A 24,428-nucleotide genomic window follows, 5' to 3' on the forward strand; every position below is an offset into this window, starting at 1 on the left:
CGGGGATGATGGTATTCCCGGTCCGTAAGGGCAACTAAAAATAATTACCGTTATACGTATTCCTATGAAGATGATTTGACTAAATGGACGCGCTGAGCCAGGCTTTCAGCCTGTAGAGGAATGCGTTTGGGGCTATACCCCTAGGCCTTTCCTCGGATTAAGGTCAGGAAAGGCTTCCAGCCTTCGGCTCTCAATTTAGGAAAGGGATAAAATCACACTTGCTGTGGCTATCAGCCGAATTTCCGGTTTGAAATAGCAATTCAGGATTTACTTCGATAGCTAAGATGTATTAAACCGAACGTAGCTTTATCATTTACTTACTATTATTCAGGTGGCCCCCAGGAATTTCAGGGATACTGATTATTTGCTTTCAAAATCCTCTTCACTCAAAAACTTCATTTTGTCTTCTTCGGTAGGGAAGCGGCAGGTTTCCCTTTTGCCAAACCACTTATAGCGATTGCGCGCGATCCAGTCATAAAGGGGATCCCGTAAGAAGGGAGGGATAATGATAAAAATGTAGAAAAGGGGCCATAGCCCCTTTAGTCTTTTTGCAATTTCCAGTGCTGCCCTGCTTTTATAGTAAACTTTATCCCTGCGCAGAAGTACAATGGAATCCAGATAGGATTCGTTGAGATTTTTGTCCTTGAGCAACTTTTTACTTAGATCATCCTGCAGCGATGCCAATTTGAAATTGTTCCTGGGATCATGCTGAATGATGAAGTCCACCGCCCTGTTGCACAGGTTGCAGACTCCATCGAATAGGACAATATCGTATTGGTCGGTTATTTCACTCATTTTATGATTTGAATATGGCCTTTCAGTTCTTCCTGGCCAGCACTTTCGTCATTGGTGTCATAAAGGACGGTGGCCGAATAGAAGTAAGTGCCTGCGGGAAGTTCATTTCCATTTTGGTCTCTACCATCCCAACGAATATAAATATCGTTTTCGTTTGAAGAGGCACTGTTATATTCGAACACCAAGCCTCCCCATCTGTTGTAGATTTTAATTTCTACGGCTTCCACAAACCGTGGACAGCGCGGGAAGGGATTGTCAAAAGCCATGAAGGTGTCATTCGTGCCATCTCCGTTTGGCGTAAATGCATTTGGCAATTCGTAATTGGGACAGTTGTCTACACATACGATGTTGCTAGGTTCACTTTCATTACCAGACCTGTCCACGGCAGTGATATAGTAGCAGCCTTTATAATCTATCAGCTCGGTTATGGTAGCATCACGGCTAAGTGAGCTTTCTGTGCTGACCAACTCAAAAGTGCCTTCATCACCAGTAGGAGAGAAGTAAATATTGAAACTTCCCAGTTCATCATCACAATCTCCAGAGAAATCCGGCTCCCAACTTAAATCATGATAGAAAGCATTAAAGTTACAATCTTCATTGGTCAAGAGCTCTTCACATACCGGTCCGTCAAATGTCAGTACAGGAGGGCAGGGCAGCCGATTGTCGTCAGGACGTGCACAGATGATCTGCGAATTGTTTTCCAACGGATACGTAAGCATATCTACATTATAAGCACCTTTGGTCACCACATAGTAGCAGTATTCCGTTTCCTTGCTGAGTGGTACGCCATTATGGCTGCCATCATCCAGAAAGGTGAAGCCATCTGCTGTGACGTCCACTTCCGCGATCAGTTCAAAAGTATCTGCATCATTGGCATCTGGATCAGTCCTGTTTCTGTACACTTCATGGGTATATTGGCCGAGGTTATTGTTCCAGGGAACATTAAATTCCCAATTGAGTTCAATGGCTTCATTGATGATGGTGGGCTGCAGCCATACCGAAGATGCCACACTGGAAGTATCGATCGCTTGTCCACCATCAAATAGCACCACCTGATAATTGTACACCAAACTTTCTGTGTTCAGTCCGGTGTCGGTATAAAGTGTGTCGCTGGTGGTGATGACTGTTTCCATATTGCCACTGTCGCTAAAACCTTCTGAACGGATCAATTGGTATTCATATGGGCCAGGGAATTGCTGGGTATCGATATCGTAGGGAGGTGTCCATTTGACGAAAACCTCACCGTTTTCTGCATCGGTTTCTTCCACGCTGACATTGGTGATGATGGGTACATCCACGTCAATGGTCAGACAGAATTCTTCAGACACAATGCTTTCTCCACCTCTCGGCTGAGGATAGGTGGCCACTAGTCTGTAGCAATACGTATTGCCAGGTGCCAGTCCTTCACTGTCATTGTCATCAAAGAATTCCTGGGATTGCATATCTGTGGTGCCGATAAGCTCATACCCATCTCTAATGCCTGTTTCACAGGAATCAGGTGTGTAGGGGTTGCTGTTGACGCTGCGCCATATTTGCATGGTTTCGGCGCTGTTCGTGCAGGAGTATGGATCCCATGTGATATTTGCCGAGCGGCCGGCGCCCTGTTCTACGGATTGGATGACGGGAGGCGGGCCGACGACCCGTATGTTCCAGGTTCGGATGTCTACCAGTGCCGGCCCGGATTCTGGATCATCGGTAATCCTGATCCTTACCTGGTATTCTCTGGATCTTACATGATTACATACCGTCTGCCAATCAAAGTTTATAATGCCCGGAGAGGATTGGAATGTTTCTTCAGGACTGTAGGAGGCAGGGGAAGAGGAAATCTCGATGGGATCACCAAATACTTCAATCTTAATATCATCGCCATCTGGGTCACTGCCCTGGATGATTTCTTTAATGTTTTTACCAGCTACCACACAGAGGTCTTCTGGTATTTGGAGTTGAGGACGTTGATTATCAGAGTTTTCGATGATAATCTGCATGTCCCGGACCACGTAACCTATTTTCTGATACTCACCATCTATCTTTCGCCACTCTTCGATATGAAAGGCAATGTTATATTGTCCGGCAATTCCCGGGGCATCCCAAATGAGGTCACCCGTGAGGGGATCCATCGAAATGTATGGATTGGGCGAGCCATCTTCACGGTTAAAGGAGAATTCATTGGAGGCAGGGCTGCGATAGTTGTTTACTGGTCGCTGGAAATCCTGCAGAGGCACTATGTCATCAAAGCGATAGGCGATACTGTCCCCATCAGGGTCATAGGCTCCTGGATTGTGGATATAGCGGGTATTGATCTGGCCATTGTCCACGGGGGGAATGGTCAGCACAGGAGAGTTGTTGACCCCGATAAATGGATCAATGGTAATCATCGTTTCGATATAAAACGGTGTGTCTACCGAATTGTCCATGTTCAGCGTCAGGTCATTTCGGTTAAATTCCTGAAACCGTATGGTGTATTCGCCGGGCCCTTGGTAGGTATGGGTGATGACAAATATGTTTTTCTCAATTTGGTTCCCCAATGATTCCACGGTGCTGAACTCACTTTCAGTGTTGAGGTTTTCTACTACTCTTCCATCCCCAAAATGGATCTCTCCAGGGCCGAAAATCACGGATGACCGGGTGTCTGTGTAGCCGACTACCGTAATGCGGTAGGTGAGCGATTGGGTGGATATTCTTTCAGCAATGATCTCTCCTGCCCTGATGTGGGTGGCCATGGCCTGTTGGAACCCCATGAGGAATAGGATGCTGGAGAGTAGGAGAAAAGCTTTACATTTCATATATCTCATAAGTTTTTACACCGATTACACTGTCTTTTTACGTTTTTTACAGTGTATTACTTAAAAATATTCGCGTAATTTTACTTAAAATTTAAGTACGTAGTTAACTTAAATTTTTGTTCAATTTGTATTTATATACGGATTAAAGTTAATGAAGTGTCCCTATTTATCTAAATACAACCCAAAAATTAAGTCATCAGCGAGTAAAAAGTTTAAAAAAGTGCCGAAAATACTCGTTTTGAAGTTATTTAGAACCTTTTAAAATAAGCTTATTACGTATGATGTGGATTGTTTGCTAAACTTTCGGCATTTAACTTTGTTAACCAGATTAACAAAATAAAACCATCTACATTAAATAAATAAAGAAGTTTATGAGTTGGGTAACCAAAACCTTTACTAGCACTTTGGGACGAAAGTTGCTAATGGCCCTGACAGGCTTGTTCCTGATAGTATTCCTCATTGGGCACGTCTCGGGAAACATGTTATTATTCAAGGACGATGGCGGTCAGGCGTTTAATGAATACGCCAAATTTATGACAACAAACCCCGCGGTGAAAATACTTTCTTACCTGACTTACATTTCCATTCTTGCACACGTGGTTTATGCCATTATTCTTTCCGCTAAAAACAAGAAGGCAAGACCAGTAGGCTATTCTGAAAGCAAAGCAAATACGAACAGTTCTTGGAACTCCAGAAACATGGGCGTGTTAGGTACGATCATTTTGATCTTTATCGTAGTACACCTGCAAAATTTCTGGGCACAAATGCACTGGGGTGGCATCCCGATGGTGAATTATGAATCAGGTGAATTTAAAGACCTTTATGCTGTAGTTTACGGTGCTTTCGCCAATATTGGTCTTGTGGCCCTGTATGTGGTGGCGATGGCCTTCTTAGGTTTTCACCTGAACCATGGTTTTGCCAGTGCCTTTCAGACCCTAGGGCTTAATCACAAAAAATATACACCTGCGATCAAGTTTATAGGAGCTGCGTTTTCTATTATTGTTCCGGCCTTATTTGCTTCAATGCCGATTTACATCTATTTCTCAACTTTGAATTAATAACTAGCCAATATGATACTTGATTCTAAAATACCAGCAGGTTCATTAGCTGAAAAGTGGACGAAACATAAATTCAATATGAAATTGGTCAACCCGGCCAATAAGAGGAAGTACGATGTGATCGTGGTGGGAACAGGGTTGGCAGGTGCTTCTGCAGCTGCTTCATTGGCAGAGTTAGGATATAATGTGAAGGCTTTTTGTTTCCAGGACAGCCCACGTAGAGCCCACTCTATCGCTGCCCAAGGAGGGATCAACGCTGCCAAAAACTATCAGAATGACGGTGACTCTGTATACCGGTTGTTTTATGACACCATCAAAGGAGGGGACTACCGCTCCAGGGAAGCGAATGTACACCGTCTAGCAGAAGTATCCGTCAATATTATTGACCAATGTGTGGCGCAGGGTGTGCCTTTTGCCCGTGAATACGGTGGTTTGTTAGCCAATCGCTCCTTTGGCGGAGCACAGGTGTCCAGGACATTTTACGCACGGGGACAGACTGGACAGCAGTTGCTTTTGGGCGCTTACTCAGCGCTTAGTCGTCAAGTAGCCAATGGCAAGGTGAAGCTTTATCCACGAACAGAAATGATGGATGTGGTGACCATAGATGGCAAGGCCAGAGGTATCGTTACTCGAAACCTGATCACTGGGGCAATAGAATCACACAGTGGTCATGCTGTTTTGCTGTGTACCGGAGGATATGGAAACGTGTTCTTCCTCTCCACCAATGCTATGGGATCCAACGTGACCGCGGCATGGAGAGCACACAAGAAGGGGGCTTACTTTGCAAACCCTTGCTATACGCAGATTCACCCAACCTGTATCCCTGTATCGGGTGATCACCAGTCGAAGTTGACGCTGATGTCAGAGTCACTCCGAAACGATGGTAGGGTATGGGTACCTAAGACGAAAGAATTGGCAGAAAAACTTCGTAAGAAGGAAATCATGCCAAAAGACATAAAAGACGAAGACAGGGATTACTATTTGGAGAGAAGATATCCTTCTTTCGGTAATCTTGTTCCCCGTGACGTGGCATCCCGGAATGCCAAATACGTCTGTGACGAAGGTAGAGGAGTGAATGAAACCGGTGAAGCGGTTTTCTTGGACTTCCGTGACGCCATCATCCGTGATGGTGAAGACCTCATCAGTGCCAAGTATGGTAACCTGTTTGATATGTACCAACAGATTACAGGTGAAAATCCATACCAAACACCTATGAAAATATATCCTGCAGTTCACTATACTATGGGCGGACTTTGGGTAGATTACCATTTGATGACCTCAGTACCCGGGTTGTATGCCCTGGGAGAAGCCAATTTCTCCGATCACGGTGCCAACAGGCTCGGTGCATCAGCCTTGATGCAAGGATTGGCAGATGGTTATTTCGTGATTCCTTATACTGTAGGTGACTACCTCGCTGGTACGGCCTATGAGAAAGTGCCGACAGACCATGAGGAGTTTAAAAACGCCGAAAAAGCAGTTAAGGATAAAATTCAAAAACTGCTTGGTATAAAAGGAACCAAGACCGTTGATGATTTTCACAAACGCCTGGGCAAGATCATGTGGGAATACTGCGGAATGGCCAGAACAACAGAAGGTTTGGAAAAAGCTATCAGCATGATCCAAGACTTGAGAAAAGAATTCTGGAATGATGTAAAAGTTTTGGGAGCCAATGAAGAACTGAACCTTTCCCTGGAGAAAGCCCATAGAGTGGCAGATTTCCTGGAATTGGGTGAGCTAATGGTAAGGGATGCACTGCACAGGGATGAATCCTGCGGTGGTCACTTCAGAGAAGAATATCAGACAGAAGAAGGCGAAGCCCTTCGCGATGACGAAAACTTTGCTTACGTGGCTGCTTGGAAGCACATGGGAGAAGGAGTAGCGGAAGAGCTCAATAAAGAAGAGCTTAAGTTTGAAAACGTGAAGTTGACCCAGCGTAGCTACAAGTAACCATTTCAAAATCTAAAAATTCATCACTCTTATGAACTTAACACTTAAAGTTTGGCGACAACAAAACAGTTCTGACAAGGGCGGTTTTAAAAATTATACACTGACAGGGATTTCTGAAGACATGTCTTTTTTGGAAATGCTGGACGTATTGAACGAAGAGCTTTCAGAAAAGGGCGAGGATCCCGTGCACTTTGACCATGACTGTAGGGAAGGTATTTGCGGAATGTGCTCCCTGTACATAAACGGCAAGCCTCATGGCCCTCAACAGACCACCACTTGTCAGCTGCATATGAGGTCTTTTAAAGATGGTGATACCATCGTAATCGAGCCTTGGAGAGCGGCGGCTTTCCCTGTAGTAAAAGACTTGGTAGTGGACAGAGGTTCCTTTGACCGCATCATCCAGGCAGGCGGATATGTATCTGTCAACACGGGCGGTGTCCCGGATGCCAACGAAATCCCTATTCCGAAGAAGATTGCCGATGAAGCCTTTGACGCGGCCACTTGTATCGGATGTGGCGCATGTGTCGCTGCATGTAAAAATGCTTCTGCGATGCTCTTTACCTCTGCTAAAATATCCCAATTGGCCATGTTGCCACAGGGAAAAGTGGAACGCAAAGAAAGGGCCGAGAAAATGGTCGCTCAGATGGATGCCGAAGGGTTTGGCGCTTGTACCAATACAGGAGCCTGCTCAGCGGAATGTCCAAAAGGAATTAGTTTGACGAATATCGCTCGGATGAACAGGGAATATTTCTCTGCGTCAGCTAGCAGTGAAAACGTATAGATGATCAAGTTATCACGTGGGAAAGCCGGTATATCCGGCTTTTTTTATGCATTGATTTTTGATTATTCAAAGAGTCCCTGTTGTTATAATAGTACATTTTTTTAAATACGAACTTATAAATAGGAATAAATAAATAAAACATTATATTAGACCATCTGATTATTTATGATGAACCAAAAGCAATATCTAATCGCTGAATGGAAATAATAGACATCCTGATTTTTGTCATTTACATGATTGTCATGCTTGGGGTAGGCGTCTACTTCATGCGTAAAAATGAGGGAAATGATGATTATTATGTGGGTGGTCGGAATATGGGAGCTTGGCATATTGGGCTGTCGGTGGTGGCTACGGATGTAGGAGGAGGCTTTTCTATAGGATTGGGAGGATTGGGATTTGCGATGGGACTGTCCGGTAGTTGGATGCTTTTTACGGGGCTTTTGGGAGCTTGGTTAGCGGCAGTATTTCTCATTCCTAAGGTAAAGTCGAATCCTGCGTTTGCTAAGTTCTACACTTTTCCACAGATTTTCCAATATTTATTCAATAGAAAGGTAGGGATAGTGGCTGGCATCATTTGTTTTGTGGGCTATTTAGGCTTTACTTCTTCCCAGTTATTGGCAGGTGCCAAATTGGCTTCTGGCACTTTCGAAGGCCTTGACCTTCAGATGGCTTTGCTGGTGATGGGGGTAATAGCAGTGGTGTATACGGTAATGGGAGGGTTGAAGGCCGTGATTTATACAGATACCATCCAGTGGATCATTTTGTTATTGGGATTTATCTTTATCGGTTTACCGATCGCCTATTTTCATGTGGGAGGATGGTCTGAAATCAGCAAAACCTTACCTAGTGAATATTTCAGTTTGACCAACCTCACATGGCAGGATTTTGCCAATTGGGGCATTACGATTTTACCGATTTGGTTTGTGGGAATGACCCTCTACCAACGGATATTTGCCAGTCGGGATGTCAGGACAGCAAAAAAAGCCTGGTATATCGCTGGGGTATTTGAATGGCCAATCATGGCATTCATGGGTGTTTCTTTGGGCGTTTTGGCCAAAGTGGCCTTTGAACAGGGCTTAATTGCTGAAGCTACTGAAGCACTGGACCCAGAAATGGGGTTGCCCATACTTCTTAGCCATGTACTTCCTGCCGGGATCATGGGATTGATGATGTCGGCATATTTCTCAGCTGTACTTTCCACGGCTGATTCATGCTTGATGGCGGCCTCGGGAAACCTTACCACTGACCTGTTCGGAAAATGGCTTAGCCGGCAACCTGAAGAAAAATCGGTTCGCTTTAGCCAATTGTTTACCTTGCTGATTGGTATGGTAGCGCTATTGATTGCAATGCAGATGACCAACGTTTTGGAACTTATGCTGTATTCTTATGCTTTTATGGTTTCAGGACTATTGGTTCCGATCCTGGCGGGTTTGTTTTGGAACAGGCGAAATCCAAGAGCGGCAATGGCTTCCATGGTCCTGGGAGGAGGGGTGACTGCTGGGCTGGCTTTTAGTGGGTTATCACTTCCTTTAGACCTTGACGCTAATTTGTTTGGGCTTTTGGCATCTTTAGCAGTGTTTTTGCTAGTGGATAATTTACCAAAAATGAAGCAAGGAAAAATTAGTGAAAATTAACCATTTGGTGGAGAATCGGTTAAACGTTGGAAGGAGTTTTAACGGTCTGATTGCCCACTAAACTAATGAAAAAGTATTATGAAAATTGAATCACTTTCTACGATAGATAACGCCACTTATTTACAAAAAAAAGAAATTGCTGATTTTCTTTTTGAGCACTTGGACGAATATGGCGATCCTCATGGTTACATCATGAATTGCTTGGATTATGCGCTGGATCAAGCGGTGGATAAAGGAGGTTTTGTGGTTATGGGACGTGAAAAAGGCGAAATTGTAGGGGCCTTAGTGGTAAATAAGACCGGGATGGCTGGCTATATTCCAGAAAATATACTAGTTTATATTGCTGTTAATGCCAACCAGCGAGGAAAAGGACTGGGGAAAAAACTGATGGAAACTGCCATAAACATGACCACTGGGGACATTGCCCTGCACGTGGAACCAGACAACCCAGCAAAAGGATTATACGAAAAATTAGGCTTCACGAACAAATACTTGGAAATGAGGTTGACAAAATAAAATGGCTTTTTTAAATCTTCATAAAGATAATCTTCATAAAAATTACCAATTCCTTAAGGGGAAATTCAATGAACATGGAGTAGCTTGGGGAGCTGTGTCCAAGATGCTTTGTGGCAATGAAATATACATCAGGGAGTTGATAGATCTTGGGGTAGATGAAATTCATGATTCCAGGATCAGCAATCTCGCCAAGGTTAAGGCCATCAATCCTAAAATCAAGACTGTATATATCAAGCCACCTTCCAAAAGGAATTTGGCTGATGTAGTAACATATGCCGATGTCAGTCTGAACAGCGAACTCACAACCATCAGGTGGATTAGTGAGGAGGCTTCAAGACAGGATAAACTGCACCAGATTATCATTATGGTGGAGACGGGTGATCTTCGTGAGGGAGTTATGGGGGAGGATTTGGTGGACTTTTATGCCAAAATATTCCGGTTGCCAAATGTGGAGGTTATTGGTTTGGGGACCAATTTGAATTGTCTGAACGGCGTGATGCCTTCAACGGATAAACTGGTGCAGCTTTCTCTTTATAAGCAAATTATCGAACTGAAATTTAATAAAGAGATTCCGTGGGTATCCGCTGGAACTTCTGTGACCATACCTTTGATGCTTAACCACCAGCTTCCCAAGGGGGTCAACCACTTTCGCGTAGGAGAGACCTTGTATTTTGGTGCGAATCTTTTTGACGAGAGTACGATCCCAGGGATGAATGATAGTGTGTTTGAGCTGTGTACGGAGATCATAGAAATGCAGGAAAAACCACTGCTTCCTACAGGGACATTGGCGGCCAATCCACAGGGTGACACCACTAAAATAGACGAATCCCTTTATGGTCAATCTTCTTTTAGAGGCATTTTAGATATAGGATTACTGGATGTCGATCCTAAATATTTGATTTATGACAAAGATGAGTTTGAAGTGCTCGGAGCAAGCTCTGATATGTTGATCCTGGATTTAGGGAAAAATCATAAAAACTACAAGGTGGGGGATTTGATCCGTTTCAAGTTAAAATATATGGGGGCCTTGGCTATTCTGAATTCCTATTATATTGAAAAGAGAGTTATCTGATTGACCGGAAATGATTTTTTTATACGCTGAAGGTGGTAAGATATAAGACTACCTTTTTTTATGCTTTTTTGGCACAGAATTGGTATATGAAAGGCTGAATCAATAATATAAATGACATGAAAAAAGTAATTTTTGCATTTATCGCAGTTTCATTATTTGTATGGGATGCCAATGCGCAGAGGAAGACACCTGCCAGTGCACAGAACAGTAATTTTGGTATCCGCGGAGGAATCAACTTCTTTAACTGGGGAGGAGATGATGGTTCCAATAACGATTATACCAACAGGGCTGGATTTCATGCCGGAATTTACGGAAACATGTTTGTGACCGATAATTTTGCTATTGAGCCAGGGGTATATTATTCTCAGAAAGGTACAGAAGCGGATAATTTTGCCGAGTCCAGGGCCATTTTGCAATACATCGATGTGCCGATTCTTTTGAGATTCTATGCCAGTGATGGATTTAATATCTTTGCTGGCCCCCAAGGGTCCATTTTGACCAAGGCAACATATGAAGGTGATGCATTTGGTAACACCTTCGAATTTGAAACTGATGATATCAATGACCTTGATGCTGGCCTGGTATTTGGTGTAGGATATAACTTGCCTGTTGGAATTAATGTCCAGGGAAGTTATGACCTAGGGCTTACACCGGTTTTTAAAGAGTCAGATGCAAAAATCTATAACAGAGGATTTAAAGTTTCACTAGGTTATAGTTTCTAATCAATGCTCAATGCTTTAAAAAAAAGGGTTTCTGATAAAAGGAAACCCTTTTTAAGTTTAGTATAACTCCATAAAGTAATTGTAAACTGCAGACAAGTAATAATTTCTCCTAAAAAACACCTGTTCTACTTGGTTTTTTACGTTATACATTATATCAAGTAAAAGATCAACCTGTATTATTTTTGAATTACATACATCAAATAAACCAACTCAAGTATGAAAACACGAATTATAATACTAGTCATCGTAATGATGGGTGGCTTTCACCAGCTTTATGGACAGACAGGAATCAGGGCAGGCTGGAATTATTCTGATATCAAAGGCATTGGGTCTGATGGGAGCTCAGGATTCCATGCGGGGCTTTATCACAAAATCAATTTGGGATTACTGGCAGTAGAGCCAGGGATTCAGTACTCTCTTAAAGGCTGTAAAGTGGACGATATGGGAACCACTGGTAAGGAACGACTGCACTATTTGGATGTTCCCGTTTTAGTCCGATTAGGCTTTCTGCCACTATTCAACGTGTTTGCAGGTCCACAAGCATCCGTTCTTTTGGCAAGGAGCTATGAGGGTACTACAGATATGACCTCTTTAGACGGATTGACCAAGTTTGACATAGGTGGTGTCGTCGGGGTAGGCCTAAACCTTCCTCTGGGCTTTAATATCCAGGGAAGCTATGATTTTGGTTTTGTGGACATGAATTATAACGACGTCGATACCAAAAACAGTGTCTTTAAAGTTTCACTTGGCAAAAGTTTCTGACCGATTATACCAATTTTTGATATTATGACCCATCTGTTATAGCGGATGGGTTTTTCTTTTTGTAAATTGATCATTGCTGAAGTAAGAAGATAGCGGAACAAAACTGGAAGCACGAGGTCGTTTATGTCATCTCGCCTTGGCGAGGGAATCTTATACGAAATTGGTGGAAGGCCCCCTTTCGCCTGTGGCGAATGACAAATGGGCCGGATAGATCAAACCGTTCCATAGACTAGAGAAGTAAGAGAAAATCGTCAACTGAATCCAGAATTTGTCCCGAATATCGGGAGCCTGTTCCGTCTAAACGGGGACGTGACAAATGGAACGCTCCTGGTGGACAGGTTCGTTTGATCAGAAATCTACAATTAAGCATTCCATCGATACTACAATAAGATAACCTTACAACCTTAAACCTAATCAAACCATGAAACGACGACAATTTATCCAAAATTCAGCTTTGGCTTCGGCTGCCTTGAGTTTCCCGAATATTTCTTTTGGCCAAAAAAAGGATAAGCTTGGTGTGGCCTTGGTGGGGCTTGGTGGGTATAGCACGGGGCAGTTGGCACCAGCACTTCAGATGACATCCCATTGCTATCTAGCAGGTATAGTGACAGGCACTCCTGCCAAGGCTGTAAAATGGCAGGAACAATACGGTATTCCGGATAAAAATATTTACAATTATGAGAATTTCGAATCCATAGCTGACAATCCTGATATTGATGTGGTCTATGTAGTTCTCCCCAATAGCATGCATACCGAATATGCCATCAAAGCCGCAGAGGCTGGAAAGCATGTTTGGTGTGAAAAACCCATGGCCAAAACTGTCAAGGAATGTCAGCAGATCATCGATGCCTGTAATAAGAATAAAGCAAAGCTTTCTATAGGCTACCGGATGCAGCATGAACCCAATACCCAGCAGTTTCGTGAATTTGTCAAAACCCAAAAATATGGCGAGCTGAAAATGCTGGAAGCGGTAGCAGGTTTTTATCTGAATAGCAGTGGAATCTGGCGCCTGGACAAGGAAATGGGCGGTGGGGCCATGTATGATATGGGCGTGTATCCGATCAATGGCGTTCGCTTCATCAGTGGACAGGAACCGATTTCTGTAATGGCCTATGAGAGTGCCATGAGACCGGAGAAGTTTGATGAAGTGGACGAAACCATGAACTATATGCTCGAATTCCCAGATGGTTTGATGGCCAATTGTGCCACAAGTTTTGGGATGAACATGGGGCGGTTGACCGTGACTTGCCGCAGTGGGAATTTTCGTTTGGAGCCGTTTCAGTCATATGGTGGCATTAAAGGTTCTGCGAGCGATGGTACCCAATTCACCAATCAGGTAAAAAGCCAGCAGGCCGTGCAAATGGATGATGATGCACTGGCCATTTTACAGGACAAACCCGTGATGGTTCCCGGCGAAGAGGGGCTGAAGGATATCATGGTGGTGGAAGCGGCTTTTAGGTCTGCCAGGGAAGGCGTACGGGTGGCCATTGGGTGATGGTGTGTATATAGGTCTACAATTAGCAGGGATTGTTACCAATGGATTATTAGGGAATGGAGAATACTCCATTGGTATCCGAGATCATGCCTTGCTATAATGCTGGTAAATATTTGGGGTGGTGATAAGTAGTGTTTTTCTAATCACCAATCACTAACAACTGTTTTTCTGAATAGCACTGATAGCTTCCAGCTCATACCGGGGTGTTCCACCTTTTTGTGTAGCCACCAACGCCCCCAGGGCGCAGGCGAAGTCGAGGATTTTTCCGGGTGGATCACCTGCCAGGAATCTATGGATAAATCCACTGAGAAAGGCATCTCCTGAACCTACCGTGTCTTCTACTGCGACCTTATACCCAGCGTGATGGTGCATTTGCTCGCCGTCATAAATCAGGGCTCCAGAGGCGCCCTTGGTCATGCAAACCATGTGGAGGTTAAACAAACCGGCCAGCTTGGAAATGGCCGCTTCCGTGTCAGTTGGCAATTCACAGACTTGGATGAGCATTTCCAGTTCGTCATCGTTGATTTTAAGGATGTCAGCTTTTTGGAGCAATTGCCGAATCAAATCAGCGGAGTAGTGGGGCGCACGGATATTAATATCCAGTACCTTAAGCGTGGAAGTTTCCAGTAATTTGAAAAGGGTGTTTCGACTTTGCTCACTTCTGGCAGCTAGGCTGCCAAAAACAAATACGTCGGTTTCGTTCACTTTTTGCTGGATCGCTTCACTCCATTCCATAAAGTCCCAGGCTACTGGTTTGACGATATCATATTTGATGTTTTCCCTGTCGGAGTTGTCCACCACCACACGACTGGTTTCATGTGCATAGTCTTTTTGAACAAAAGCACCGTCAAGTCCTTTTTTTTCTATAAAGGACAATAAATCTGTGCCAAGTTGGTCATTGCCGGTTTTGGAGATAAAAGTCGTTTCAATGCCCAGGTATTGAATATGAAGGGCCACGTTCATGGGGGCGCCGCCAGGTAGGTTTTTGTCCGGGAAGCAATCCCAAAGCATTTCCCCGAATATAACTGCTCTTTTGTCCATTGTTTTACGGTTGAGTTTTTTGATTGACTGCGAGATCCTGCTGGATTTCTTCCAATGACCTTCCTTTGGTCTCTGGCATTTTTGTCAGTACCCAGAGCAGCTGTAACCCCATCATGACCGCAAAGAATCCAAAGATACTTACCGGTCCGAAGGTATTGGCAAAGAAAGGAAAAACGTTGGCAATGACCGCGGCCAGGATCCAGTGGGTAAAGCAACCGATGGATTGTCCATAAGCACGGGTTTCGTTGGGGAATACTTCTGAAATGAACACCCAGATCACACTTCCCTGCCCTACGGCATGGGAGGCAATGAAAATAAAGACAAATATCGGCAAAAATGCTGTGCTGATGATTCCTCCCGAGAAGGAATAGGCGATGAGCAATAGAGAAATGATATATCCTATGGAGCCAATAAGCATCAGTTTTTTTCTTCCGATCCTATCAATAAGGTATAGGCCTATCAGGGTAGCGACCATATTTACTGCTCCAATGCCAATGGTAGAAAGCAAGGCACTCTCTTCATCGATACCTGCCATTTCGAAGACCCGTGGAGCAAAATAAATGATCGCATTGATGCCTGATAATTGGTTAAACATAGCGATCAATACGGCCAGCATGGTGGTTTTGAGATGACTGTTTTTGAAGAGTACAGCAAATCCAACTTTTGATTTTTCACGGTTACGTTCTTCGATGGCCAAGCGGATGGCTTCATCCACGCCTTCAGGGTCTGTTCTTGTTAGGATGGCGGTAGCTTCATCCACGTTGTTTTGGTGGGCAATAAGCCAGCGGGGACTTTTAGGAACTTTGATGGAAAGCAGGGTATATAGCAAAGCAGGAATGGCCTCCATGCCCATCATCCATCGCCAGCTTTCGTTCAGATCGGCCATTTCGATCAGGTAATTGGAAAAATAAGCCATCAGGATCCCAAAAACAATATTGAACTGGTAAAGTGCCACCAGTACACCGCGGTTTTTGGCAGGAGCTATCTCACTGATGTACATGGGGGCCACTACCGAGGAAGCTCCCACGCCCAAACCTCCAATGAACCGAAAGAACATAAAACTGAAGACTTCTGGGGCAAGGGCAGAACCCAGTGCGGAAACAAAGTACAGTACGCCGATCCAAAGCAAAGAAGTTTTTCTCCCGAATTTATCTGCGGGGATCCCGCCAAACAGGGCACCAATGACCGTTCCGTAGAGGGCAATGGCCACCGCCATGCCGTGCGTCCAGTCACTGAGTTGCCATTTTTCCTGAATAAATCGTTCTGCACCGGAGATGACCGCGGTATCAAATCCAAATAAAAAACCTCCCAAAGCAGCGACAATGGAAAGAAAGATTACGTACTTTTTACTGTTCATTATAGGTTTGTTTTAGGCTTGCTTCAAGGCTTGTCCTTAGACTTGCTTTACGTTTTGTTTTCAGACTTAATGAAGACTTCATTTAATCGCTAAAGCTAGCCAGAAGTATTAGGAATTGAAACAATTTATAATGGCTTTGTTTCAGCGGTCCCAAATTGATTTTAAATAGTGTACTTTTCCGTTTTCTTGAAAGCCTTCCATTTCCAGCTGTAGATAAGGAGCATTGGGAAAAATGATTTCGGTCATCACCAGCTCCCCGTCATTGATGAAAAACTCCAAAGAGGAGCGATCTGCAAAAACACGCAAGTTTTTTATGGCTATGCCGGGAATGGGAGCTGTATGCAGGTTTCCAAAACCTGCTTCAAAATCAGTTTTTCCAGATTTACTGCGATCAATGACCAATTGGTCAGCTTCCATTTTAAAGACAACTTTTTCGCCAAGCTCATTGCTGAGTGTAAGGCTTGCCTCTTTACCATTTGCTTTCGTTAATTCCAAATCAAACAATGGCTCTTTCAATTGGTGTGTTAAACCTTGGATGGTTTCGGTGGAATGGCGGAGGCTCTGGACCTCTTGGACAGGGCGTGAAGCTACCTTGTTATCTCCACCACCTGAAACCAATTCCAACTCCCGTGGCAGCGTCATGGCCGATCTCCATGCAGTGGTGGGCACTATATTGGCATATTGCCAATTGCTCATCCAGCCAATAAACAGCCTTCTGCCATCCTCCCGGGGGATATTTGACCAAGTGACTCCGGCATAATCGTCAGCGCCGTAATCGAGCCATTTGACTTCCTTTCCTTCTGCCGTATACTCCTGGCCATCGAAATTTCCTGTGAAATATTGGGTGGCTGAGCCTCCATTAGGTCCCCCCGGATTGATGCTGACCAAGAGTACCCACTTTTCCTCTCCATCTGAGGTTTCCAGAGGGAAGAGGTCAGGGCATTCCCAGACACCTCCGTACGCTGCCCATGCAGGGTTAAAATCGCTTTCATGCGTCCAGTCGATCAGGTTTGGAGAGGAATAAAAGCTGATTTTATCCTTCACCGCCAAGGTCATGATCCATTTGCCTTTGCCGTTCTCTTGGTCATACCAGCTTACCTTTGGGTCACGAAAGTCAGGAATTCCAGGGCTCTTCAGTATGGGATTGCCACTGTACTTGGTCCATGATTGTCCTTTGTCATTACTGAACGCGATGCCTTGGCTTTGTCCATCTTTATCATGATGATAAGTGTAAATGGCTACCATTGGGTCCTTATCATTTTCTCCAAGCCCTGTGGTGTTTCCATGGTCTATGACCGCACTTCCTGAGAAAATATACCCCAGACTGTCGGGATAGAGGGCTATAGGCAAATGCTCCCAGTGAATGAGGTCCTTCGAAACCGCATGTCCCCAGTGCATCGGTCCCCAGACATTACTGTCAGGATAATGCTGGTAGAATAGGTGATATTCACCATCCAGGTAGACCATGCCGTTGGGATCATTCATCCACTGCTGAGGAGGACTGAAGTGATATTGCGGGCGAAACTGCTCATCAAAGGACTTTTGATCCTTCTTTTCATGCTCGCTAGTGTTTGGCGAGCACGAAAAAATGCTCGCCAAAATAATGATAGGGATTATAGGTTTGATCAATAAGTTCATTGCTCTGTATTTTATAAAAGATATTTTGGTTCTATTCCCAAATGGATGCTGCATTAAACACTTCCAGACTTTTGACGGTGATATTATTTCCCCAAAAATGGAGGCCTTCTTCATTGTTTTCATCAGGAGTTCTTGGCATGACCAAAGTGAAGGCTCCTTCATCGACAAAAACTTCAATGCTAGTCTTGTCGATGTAGATATCGGCGGCGATTTCCATGCTGGTAGGATCATCAGGAGAATAGAACCCACCATTCAGTTTGTTGAAATTAAGGTCATAATCAATGATGTGTTGACCAAAGAGATTAAGCCCAGCACTGGTGGCATGGGAAAGCTTGATGCGGGTCTTGATTCGTAAGGTCTCTTTTTCAGCGTATTCTTTTAATGCAGCATTGGCTTCTTCAGCGCTTAGATTGCTCCACCGGTTAATAGAAGTGAAGAGTTGTTCGGTCTCTTTTACAGGTTGGTTAAAGAGTCTCGGGCCGTCATTGGTGTTTCTGAGACTAAATGCCGTGGGGAGCATCATCATACCTTTAAAGGGCATACCAGGATGGCTGATCTGCCCCCATCCCATTTGGATCCTTCTTCCATCTTCGACATTTGTAAAGGTCTGGGCGGCGTAAATGGGGCCGGAGATATAGCGGTACTTTCCAGCGGTAGGTGTAAAGGCTTTTCCGTCAAATTCACCTAGCATATAGGTTCCAGAGGCACCATACATCACCCATTTGGTACGCTCGGGATCACCGTCTACTGGTAGTTCAAAGAGCTCTGGACATTCCCAAAAACCAGTGGTATGGCTCTGGTATTCCCAATTTTTAAGGTCCGGTGAATTATAGATCGAATGCCCGTCTCGTTCATTGAGGACCATTACCCAATGATCACCAGGTTCATACCAAAATACTTTGGGATCCCTGGTGTCCACACTGTTCCATTTTTCCTTCGAATCAATCACAGGATTACCCTCATATTTGGTAAAAGTACGTCCCTTGTCCAGGCTATAAGCAATGCCTTGGGTTTGTCTGTCGGGGCTTGCAGCAGTGTAAGCGGCTACTAAAGCCGGTGCATCCTCCATGTTCCAGCCTGCCGTATTTTGATAGTCGATGACTGCAGATCCCGAAAACATGGTTCCTGACTCATCAGGGTAGAGGGCATCGGGAAGTTCTTTCCAATGCACCAGGTCATGGCTGACAGCATGGCCCCAATGCATATTTCCCCATTCTCTTTCGTAAGGATTATGCTGGTAAAATAAGTGATATTCTCCATCATAATAAAGTAGTCCGTTGGGGTCATTGATCCATCCACGGCGGGTAGTAAAGTGAAACTGCGGCCTGCTTAGTTCTTGGTAAAGGCTGTCACGCCCAGCGATTTCATTGTCTTGGTAGATTTTGGAAAGTCCTGCTTGTTCTCCTTCGTAGCTGATGGTAAGGGTTTTTCCTTTTAGGTTGGAAACATCCTTAAAGACCCAGTAGTCCGGTTCACCGGCAGTAAGTCTGATGACGATATTCAGATCCGGTTGGCCTTCGCTTTGGAAAGTCATTTTATGCCGCGCTTCTTGATGGGAAACCGGGAAGTTGAGGTACTTTTTGGTGATCTTCAGTTCTATTTCGCTGGCCAAGACGTTAAAATGGCATATCAGCAGTATTGGCACTGCTAACAGGATATTTTGAGTGTATTTTTTCATCTAACGATGGGGTTATTGTTTTTTTTTTGATTATCTGCTTTTTGTCAGTTTCGAAGGGAACCGCCCTGACAGGGCGGAGGGTGCGATGCATAGTTTTTAGATTAATCCAAACATTGCAAAACTTTTTCGTATTCCGAAATCCTATATTATTTAATTGATATATCGGTTTAGCATATACAGTTGTGAAAATTTTGAAAATACTGCGAGGAACTGTTTTTGTTCCCCACAGCAACAGGTTTGTGCTTTAATAACCTGGGTTTTGTTTATATATTCCACCTGTAAAATCTATCTCACGTTGTGGAATAGGATAATACTCATCCCTGCCAGGTGTAAACTCAGCATTGGAAAGAAAATCCCTTTTGGTCTTCTCTTCATCCAAGTAGGAACTGAGTACCTCGGAAGCCTCTCCCCATCTCACCAGATCAAAGAAGCGGTGACCTTCCATGGCGAATTCCAGTCTTCGTTCAAATTTCAGTGCTTTCCAGGCGTATGCTTTACTAGGAAATGAAGTGTATTGCCCGATATGGTAAATATCAGTTGCACCGGCATCAAGAGGCCTTTGGGTGCTATTGGCGGCGCGGGACCTTACTTCATTGATGATAGGAATGGCTTCATTCCATCTGTCGAGCTGGATCAGTGCCTCTGCTTTCCATAGCAAGACATCGGCGTAACGAATGAAGTCGATATTTTTGGAAGTACCGATAAATGGACCTTCTTTTTTGTAGCAAGAGCAATCCGGAGCCTGTTGTTCTTTCATGTTTCCAAAATACCCATAGACGCCTGGATCCCTGGCCCAGCTAAAATTATACACCATATCACCTGAATTGTTGACAGTATTTCGGTATTTGAATGGTCTGCCGGGAATGCCTACCGTGTGATCAAGTCGTGGATCCACCGTCAAACTCTCTGAAGGAGGTGTGGTACCATCCGGAAGGACGGTATTGAAGATGTCTGTTTCGTTAAAGTTGTCCAACATCGGAAGCCCGTTATCATCGGTCTGAAATGCATTTACCATGTTTTGGCTGGCCAGGTGAAAGCCGCAGCAGCCGTACAGCACATTTCCATGGGGAGAATTTAGGCCTGTTACATAGCTTACACGACCTACTGTAGTCCCATCATTGATGGAGAATTGCACCGCCCAGATAGATTCCGGCCCATTATCAAATCCGTCCAGAAAATTATTACCAAAATCATCTTCTAAAGTTCCGGTCACTTCATCGGCATACCGGATGACTTCTTCCAAGCGTTCACGATTGATGTTGATGACCTCATGCTGATCGTTCTGTTCATATGCCTGGTACAGTCTTACTTTGGCCAGATAGGCTGCTGCCGCATTTTTGTCAGCACGTCCCACTTGATCCTGGGAGGGCGGGAGGTTTTCATAGGCAAAAAGAAAGTCATCTGCGATCTTATTCCAGAGCTCTTCATCAGTGACATCATTGCTTACCAGGGCAATTTCCTCTTGTGTGAGGTCCTCTGTGATATAGGGGATTTTGCTAAAGAGCGTTTTCAAGATGAAATGCGAATGGGCCCTAAGGAATCGTAATTCCGCCTGTCTCGTGGTTTTCAATGGATAGTCCGTCTCTGGAATTTCATTAATGACCTGTAGGGCGAAATTTGCTCTGGAAATGGCCTTGTAAAAGTCTGTCCATGTCCTAGGAGCCATGGCATCACCCTGGTCGGGAATGGTCAGGTTATACTGTTCATAGCGATCTATTTCGGCAACGTCTCCACGTCCTCCGCCACCTTTGTATGCATCATCAGATCGTACACTTCCATATACCCACATGGAAGTTAAAGGCCCTATCATTTCGTCATTTCCGATACCCGCATAGGCGGCTATGACCAATCCTTCGGCATTTTCAGGTGAGGAAACATTTTCACTTGAAAGCACTCCTTCTGGTTCGTATTCGAGAAATTCATCGGAGCAAGCACTTACACTTAATCCCAAAAGTGCTGAAGCAATATATATTTTATAGTTTTTCATGAGTTCCTATTGTTAGAAGTTTACATTAAGTCCCAAGGTGAATGTGGTAGGGACTGGAATACGATTGACATCGGTACGTTCAGGATCGGATCCGATGTAGTCCTTTGGGGTAAACCAGCATAAATTTTCACCCTGGAAATACAATCTCAAGCGCGACATACCTGCCCATTGGCTGATCATTTCCTGGGGGAAAGAATAGCCAAGCTGAAGGTTTCGGATTTTGAAATAGGCATTCTTCCTAAATAGATAATCGGAAGTTCTGGTGTCATTGAATGCTAGGGAAAGTGAGGGGATAGTGGAACCTGAATTCTCAGGAGTCCATGCATCCAGTACACCCAAACCTGCATTTTCCCGGCCTTGGACGAAGTTGTTCCAGAAGATATACGGATCTTGGCCAATCCTTCCAGCCACTCCCGAACCGAATATGGAAAAGTCAACGTTTTTGTATTTCACCTCTATACCAATTCCGTATTCGATATCCGGTAACGTCGTTCCGATAAAATCCCGATCATCGGAATCGATCACACCATCGCTATTGATATCCTTGAATTTAAGCCCTCCGGGGCGTGCACCATCCTGATCTGGGCTGTTATCGACATCCTCTTGGCTTTGGAAAAGACCGTCAGTTTGGTAGCCGAAAATAGAGAACTGTGAATGGCCCAAGATGGAGTTGTTTATGGTGCCGGGAAAGGCGGTCCGTACCTCTTCTGGCAGGTAGGTGATTTCATCTTTAAAAGCACCAAAATTGGTGTTTACAGATAAGGTGAAATCATTATTGAAGTCTTTTGCCCAGTTCAGGGCCAGCTCCCAACCATTGGTGGCGGTGGAAGCACCGTTGAGGACCCTTTGCTGTCCTTCTCCGATCACCGAGGCAATGGGAGGAGTGGTGAGGATGTCTGTTGTCTTACGGTTAAAATAATCAAATGAACCGTTGATGGCGTAATTAAACAAGCTGAAGTCCACACCGATGTTCCATTCCTGTGTGGTTTCCCACTTGAGGTCGGGGTTTTCAGCTTGGATAGAAACAAAGCCCGAAGGAAGCGTCCCCGAATCATTGCCATTGATATCATAAGCCGTACCGACGTTGTAGTATGTTTCAAAAAAACCACCACCATATTGCGCTTGGTTCGGACCATAGCGGGATTCATAAAGCCCAAAGCGAGCCAAGTCACCAATCTCTTGGTTACCTACTTCACCGTATCCAAGACGGAGTTTTAGGTCAGAGATAACCCGGCTGTTTTCCAGAAAGGCCTCATTACTGATTCTCCATCCAACAGTGGCTGCCGGAAATATCCCGTATCGGTTGTTTTTACCAAAGCGAGAGGAACCGTCCCTTCTTAAGGTGAAAGAGGCCAGGTATTTGTCCGAAAAGCCATAGTTGATTTTGCCAAATTGTGAACGTAATCGACTTCCGGATGCAGAACCATTATTGGTACGGGCTCCGGAAGCGGCATCCAGGACAAAATACGATTCGGATTCTACAGCGAATCCGTCTGCTTGGGATAGAATACTGTTAAAGTCATCTTTGATCGATTCCACGCCCAGCAGTACATCCAATCGGTGATCACCCATAGTCAGCTTGTAGTTAAGTGTATTGGAAAACACCAAACTGGTGAATTTATTGGTATCCCAAATCAGACGATTATTGTTACGGTTAACGAATCCGTTGTTAACCTTTGGTTCGATATCCTTGCGCTGATAGTCACTGAGGTCGAGCCCTAGGCTGGTCTTAAACGTAAGATTTTCCAAGATGGACCATTCCGCAAAAACATTCCCGTAAAAGTTGTTTTTACGCGTATTATCCCATCGATTGAGGTACTGCATCAGTACAGGGTTGTTCCTATCGGAATATCCCGATCCAAGTGGCCCGGCAAAGTTGCCATTGGTGTCGTATACCGGTATGGTGGGCGCCATGGTAATGGCGAGTCCTGGAGTGGGGGCACCGCCGACGTCCATGGCAGCCAGTAGTTCATTGGAAGAAGAAAACTGGGTGTTTATCCCAAATCGTACCTTGTCGTCAAATAACCACGTATTGGCGTTTAGACGTGCAGTATACCGCTCAAAATCTGTATGCTTGAGCATTCCGGTGTTTTTGTAATATCCCAGATTGACCATCAGCGATGATTTGTCCGAATTGGTAGTGACGGTGAGTTCGTTATTGTAGGCGTATCCGGTTTCATACGTTTCATCCTGCCAATCGGTATCCCCAGCCGGTATGGATTCATCGCCACCCACAAAGGGCTGCACGGTTACACTGTTCAGCACGGGATTTTCAAAATCCCCATTCCAATCAAAATCATAGATTTCTCCATAGCCACTGACAGGATCTGCACCGTCATTGACAGATGCTCTCCAAATGGCCTCTCCTCGTTGCTGTGCGTTCAGCATGTCATAACGCTGTTGTTTTTCAGAAAGGATAGAGAAGGTGGAGTTAAAGCTTACGCCCAGTTTGTCTCCTCCAAGCGTTTTGTTTTTGGTAGTGACCAGGATGACACCATTTGCGGCCCGGGAACCGTAAATTGAAGAGGCTGAAGCATCCTTGAGCACTTGAATGGACTCAATAGCGTCGGGGCTAAGGCTGGCAAATACCTCAGGGCGTTTGGTAGGGACCCCGTCAATCACATAGAGTGGGTCATTATTGCCCAATGTCGATACCCCACGAATCAATACCCTGCTGCTGGCACCGGAAGGATCTCCCGATTTTTCTACATAAAGACCGGGCACCCGTCCTTGAAGGGCTTGCATAGGATTACCATTACTCATGCTCTGTCCCTCAATGGGGGTGAGGTCTACAGCGACAATGGCGCCCGTCATATCTGATTTTTTCTGGGAACTGTACCCGACCACGACTACTTCATCCAGGTTGGACACATCTTGACCAAGGACTACATCTATAGTGCTGCGATTTCCAACAGTTTCTTTGGCCGTTTGATAGCCTATAAAGGAAAATAACAATATATCTTCTGTAGTTGCAGAAATGCTGTATTTTCCGTCCAGATCCGTGACGGTACCTGTTCCTGTGCCCTGCACCTGAACGGTAACACCCGGAAGGGGATCACCACTTGTGTCATCTGTTATGGTGCCTGAGATTTCACTGTTTTGAGCCCAGCTGGGCAAGACCAGTAAAATCATGAATAGGAAGTTTAATATGCTTGTTTTCAT

17 protein-coding genes are annotated in these 24,428 nt (G+C 44.6%); 9 read left to right on the forward strand and 8 right to left on the reverse strand.

Features of this window, described 5'->3' with window-relative positions; translation table 11 throughout:
- Window positions 1–360: 360 nt before the first annotated feature.
- Window positions 361–795 (reverse strand): thiol-disulfide oxidoreductase DCC family protein, encoded by a 435-nt coding sequence (locus FKX85_RS13240; RefSeq protein ID WP_141615180.1) that lies wholly within the window; start codon window positions 793–795, stop codon window positions 361–363.
- A complete protein-coding gene (locus tag FKX85_RS13245) occupies window positions 792–3,578 on the reverse strand; it encodes a T9SS type B sorting domain-containing protein (RefSeq protein WP_141615181.1) in 2,787 nt (928 codons plus the stop codon). The genes FKX85_RS13240 and FKX85_RS13245 overlap by 4 nt, the downstream gene beginning before the upstream one ends.
- A gap of 371 nt (window positions 3,579–3,949) precedes the next feature.
- Here FKX85_RS13245 and FKX85_RS13250 point away from each other — a divergent pair, with 371 nt between their 5' ends.
- From FKX85_RS13250 to FKX85_RS13290, 9 genes are all read left to right on the forward strand, one after another.
- The gene (locus FKX85_RS13250; RefSeq protein WP_141615182.1) at window positions 3,950–4,636 is read left to right on the forward strand and encodes a succinate dehydrogenase cytochrome b subunit; all 687 of its coding nucleotides are present in this window, start codon (window positions 3,950–3,952) and stop codon (window positions 4,634–4,636) included.
- 12 nt (window positions 4,637–4,648) lie between these two features.
- A complete protein-coding gene (locus tag FKX85_RS13255; RefSeq protein WP_141615183.1) occupies window positions 4,649–6,583 on the forward strand; it encodes a fumarate reductase/succinate dehydrogenase flavoprotein subunit in 1,935 nt (644 codons plus the stop codon).
- Between the two features lie 31 nt (window positions 6,584–6,614).
- Window positions 6,615–7,364: a succinate dehydrogenase/fumarate reductase iron-sulfur subunit gene (locus FKX85_RS13260; protein WP_141615184.1), complete on the forward strand. Its 750-nt coding sequence runs from the start codon at window positions 6,615–6,617 to the stop codon at window positions 7,362–7,364.
- 197 nt (window positions 7,365–7,561) lie between these two features.
- Window positions 7,562–8,998: a sodium:solute symporter family protein gene (locus tag FKX85_RS13265; protein WP_141615185.1), complete on the forward strand. Its 1,437-nt coding sequence runs from the start codon at window positions 7,562–7,564 to the stop codon at window positions 8,996–8,998.
- Window positions 8,999–9,076: 78 nt separating this feature from the next.
- A complete protein-coding gene (locus FKX85_RS13270) occupies window positions 9,077–9,514 on the forward strand; it encodes a GNAT family N-acetyltransferase (RefSeq protein WP_141615186.1) in 438 nt (145 codons plus the stop codon).
- Window position 9,515: 1 nt separating this feature from the next.
- The gene (locus FKX85_RS13275) at window positions 9,516–10,586 is read left to right on the forward strand and encodes an alanine racemase (RefSeq protein ID WP_141615187.1); all 1,071 of its coding nucleotides are present in this window, start codon (window positions 9,516–9,518) and stop codon (window positions 10,584–10,586) included.
- Window positions 10,587–10,702: 116 nt separating this feature from the next.
- Window positions 10,703–11,308 carry a porin family protein gene (locus FKX85_RS13280; protein WP_141615188.1) on the forward strand — a complete coding sequence of 202 codons (606 nt, stop codon included), beginning with the start codon at window positions 10,703–10,705 and terminating at the stop codon, window positions 11,306–11,308.
- Between the two features lie 216 nt (window positions 11,309–11,524).
- Complete coding sequence (locus FKX85_RS13285) at window positions 11,525–12,070, forward strand: porin family protein (protein WP_141615189.1); 546 nt, start codon at window positions 11,525–11,527, stop codon at window positions 12,068–12,070.
- Between the two features lie 421 nt (window positions 12,071–12,491).
- Window positions 12,492–13,565 (forward strand): Gfo/Idh/MocA family protein, encoded by a 1,074-nt coding sequence (locus FKX85_RS13290; protein WP_141615190.1) that lies wholly within the window; start codon window positions 12,492–12,494, stop codon window positions 13,563–13,565.
- A 153-nt stretch (window positions 13,566–13,718) separates the two neighbouring features.
- On the opposite strand, the gene FKX85_RS13295 is transcribed toward FKX85_RS13290, so the two are convergent.
- The 6 genes from FKX85_RS13295 to FKX85_RS13320 form a co-directional block, all read right to left on the reverse strand.
- Window positions 13,719–14,606: a carbohydrate kinase family protein gene (locus tag FKX85_RS13295; protein WP_141615191.1), complete on the reverse strand. Its 888-nt coding sequence runs from the start codon at window positions 14,604–14,606 to the stop codon at window positions 13,719–13,721.
- A 4-nt stretch (window positions 14,607–14,610) separates the two neighbouring features.
- Entirely contained in the window at window positions 14,611–15,963 is a 1,353-nt protein-coding gene (locus tag FKX85_RS13300; RefSeq protein WP_141615192.1) for a sugar porter family MFS transporter, read from the reverse strand.
- Window positions 15,964–16,104: 141 nt separating this feature from the next.
- On the reverse strand, window positions 16,105–17,601 hold the full coding sequence (locus FKX85_RS13305; RefSeq protein ID WP_141615193.1) for a glycoside hydrolase family 32 protein: 1,497 nt from the start codon (window positions 17,599–17,601) through the stop codon (window positions 16,105–16,107).
- A 31-nt stretch (window positions 17,602–17,632) separates the two neighbouring features.
- The gene (locus tag FKX85_RS13310; protein WP_141615194.1) at window positions 17,633–19,279 is read right to left on the reverse strand and encodes a glycoside hydrolase family 32 protein; all 1,647 of its coding nucleotides are present in this window, start codon (window positions 19,277–19,279) and stop codon (window positions 17,633–17,635) included.
- 244 nt (window positions 19,280–19,523) lie between these two features.
- Window positions 19,524–21,266, reverse strand: a complete 1,743-nt coding sequence (locus FKX85_RS13315; RefSeq protein WP_141615195.1) for a RagB/SusD family nutrient uptake outer membrane protein — start codon at window positions 21,264–21,266, stop codon at window positions 19,524–19,526.
- A 12-nt stretch (window positions 21,267–21,278) separates the two neighbouring features.
- Window positions 21,279–24,428 carry a SusC/RagA family TonB-linked outer membrane protein gene (locus FKX85_RS13320; RefSeq protein WP_168196266.1) on the reverse strand — a complete coding sequence of 1,050 codons (3,150 nt, stop codon included), beginning with the start codon at window positions 24,426–24,428 and terminating at the stop codon, window positions 21,279–21,281.

This window comes from Echinicola soli (assembly GCF_006575665.1).
GTDB classification, from domain to species: domain Bacteria; phylum Bacteroidota; class Bacteroidia; order Cytophagales; family Cyclobacteriaceae; genus Echinicola; species Echinicola soli.

Bases quoted from the DNA above. Each gene is read 5' to 3' on its own strand.
- FKX85_RS13240 (WP_141615180.1), bottom strand. From the start codon at position 795: ATGAGTGAAATAACCGACCAATACGATATTGTCCTATTCGATGGAGTC.
- FKX85_RS13245 (WP_141615181.1), bottom strand. From the start codon at position 3,578: ATGAAATGTAAAGCTTTTCTCCTACTCTCCAGCATCCTATTCCTCATG.
- FKX85_RS13250 (WP_141615182.1), top strand. From the start codon at position 3,950: ATGAGTTGGGTAACCAAAACCTTTACTAGCACTTTGGGACGAAAGTTG.
- FKX85_RS13255 (WP_141615183.1), top strand. From the start codon at position 4,649: ATGATACTTGATTCTAAAATACCAGCAGGTTCATTAGCTGAAAAGTGG.
- FKX85_RS13260 (WP_141615184.1), top strand. From the start codon at position 6,615: ATGAACTTAACACTTAAAGTTTGGCGACAACAAAACAGTTCTGACAAG.
- FKX85_RS13265 (WP_141615185.1), top strand. From the start codon at position 7,562: ATGGAAATAATAGACATCCTGATTTTTGTCATTTACATGATTGTCATG.
- FKX85_RS13270 (WP_141615186.1), top strand. From the start codon at position 9,077: ATGAAAATTGAATCACTTTCTACGATAGATAACGCCACTTATTTACAA.
- FKX85_RS13275 (WP_141615187.1), top strand. From the start codon at position 9,516: ATGGCTTTTTTAAATCTTCATAAAGATAATCTTCATAAAAATTACCAA.
- FKX85_RS13280 (WP_141615188.1), top strand. From the start codon at position 10,703: ATGAAAAAAGTAATTTTTGCATTTATCGCAGTTTCATTATTTGTATGG.
- FKX85_RS13285 (WP_141615189.1), top strand. From the start codon at position 11,525: ATGAAAACACGAATTATAATACTAGTCATCGTAATGATGGGTGGCTTT.
- FKX85_RS13290 (WP_141615190.1), top strand. From the start codon at position 12,492: ATGAAACGACGACAATTTATCCAAAATTCAGCTTTGGCTTCGGCTGCC.
- FKX85_RS13295 (WP_141615191.1), bottom strand. From the start codon at position 14,606: ATGGACAAAAGAGCAGTTATATTCGGGGAAATGCTTTGGGATTGCTTC.
- FKX85_RS13300 (WP_141615192.1), bottom strand. From the start codon at position 15,963: ATGAACAGTAAAAAGTACGTAATCTTTCTTTCCATTGTCGCTGCTTTG.
- FKX85_RS13305 (WP_141615193.1), bottom strand. From the start codon at position 17,601: ATGAACTTATTGATCAAACCTATAATCCCTATCATTATTTTGGCGAGC.
- FKX85_RS13310 (WP_141615194.1), bottom strand. From the start codon at position 19,279: ATGAAAAAATACACTCAAAATATCCTGTTAGCAGTGCCAATACTGCTG.
- FKX85_RS13315 (WP_141615195.1), bottom strand. From the start codon at position 21,266: ATGAAAAACTATAAAATATATATTGCTTCAGCACTTTTGGGATTAAGT.
- FKX85_RS13320 (WP_168196266.1), bottom strand. From the start codon at position 24,428: ATGAAAACAAGCATATTAAACTTCCTATTCATGATTTTACTGGTCTTG.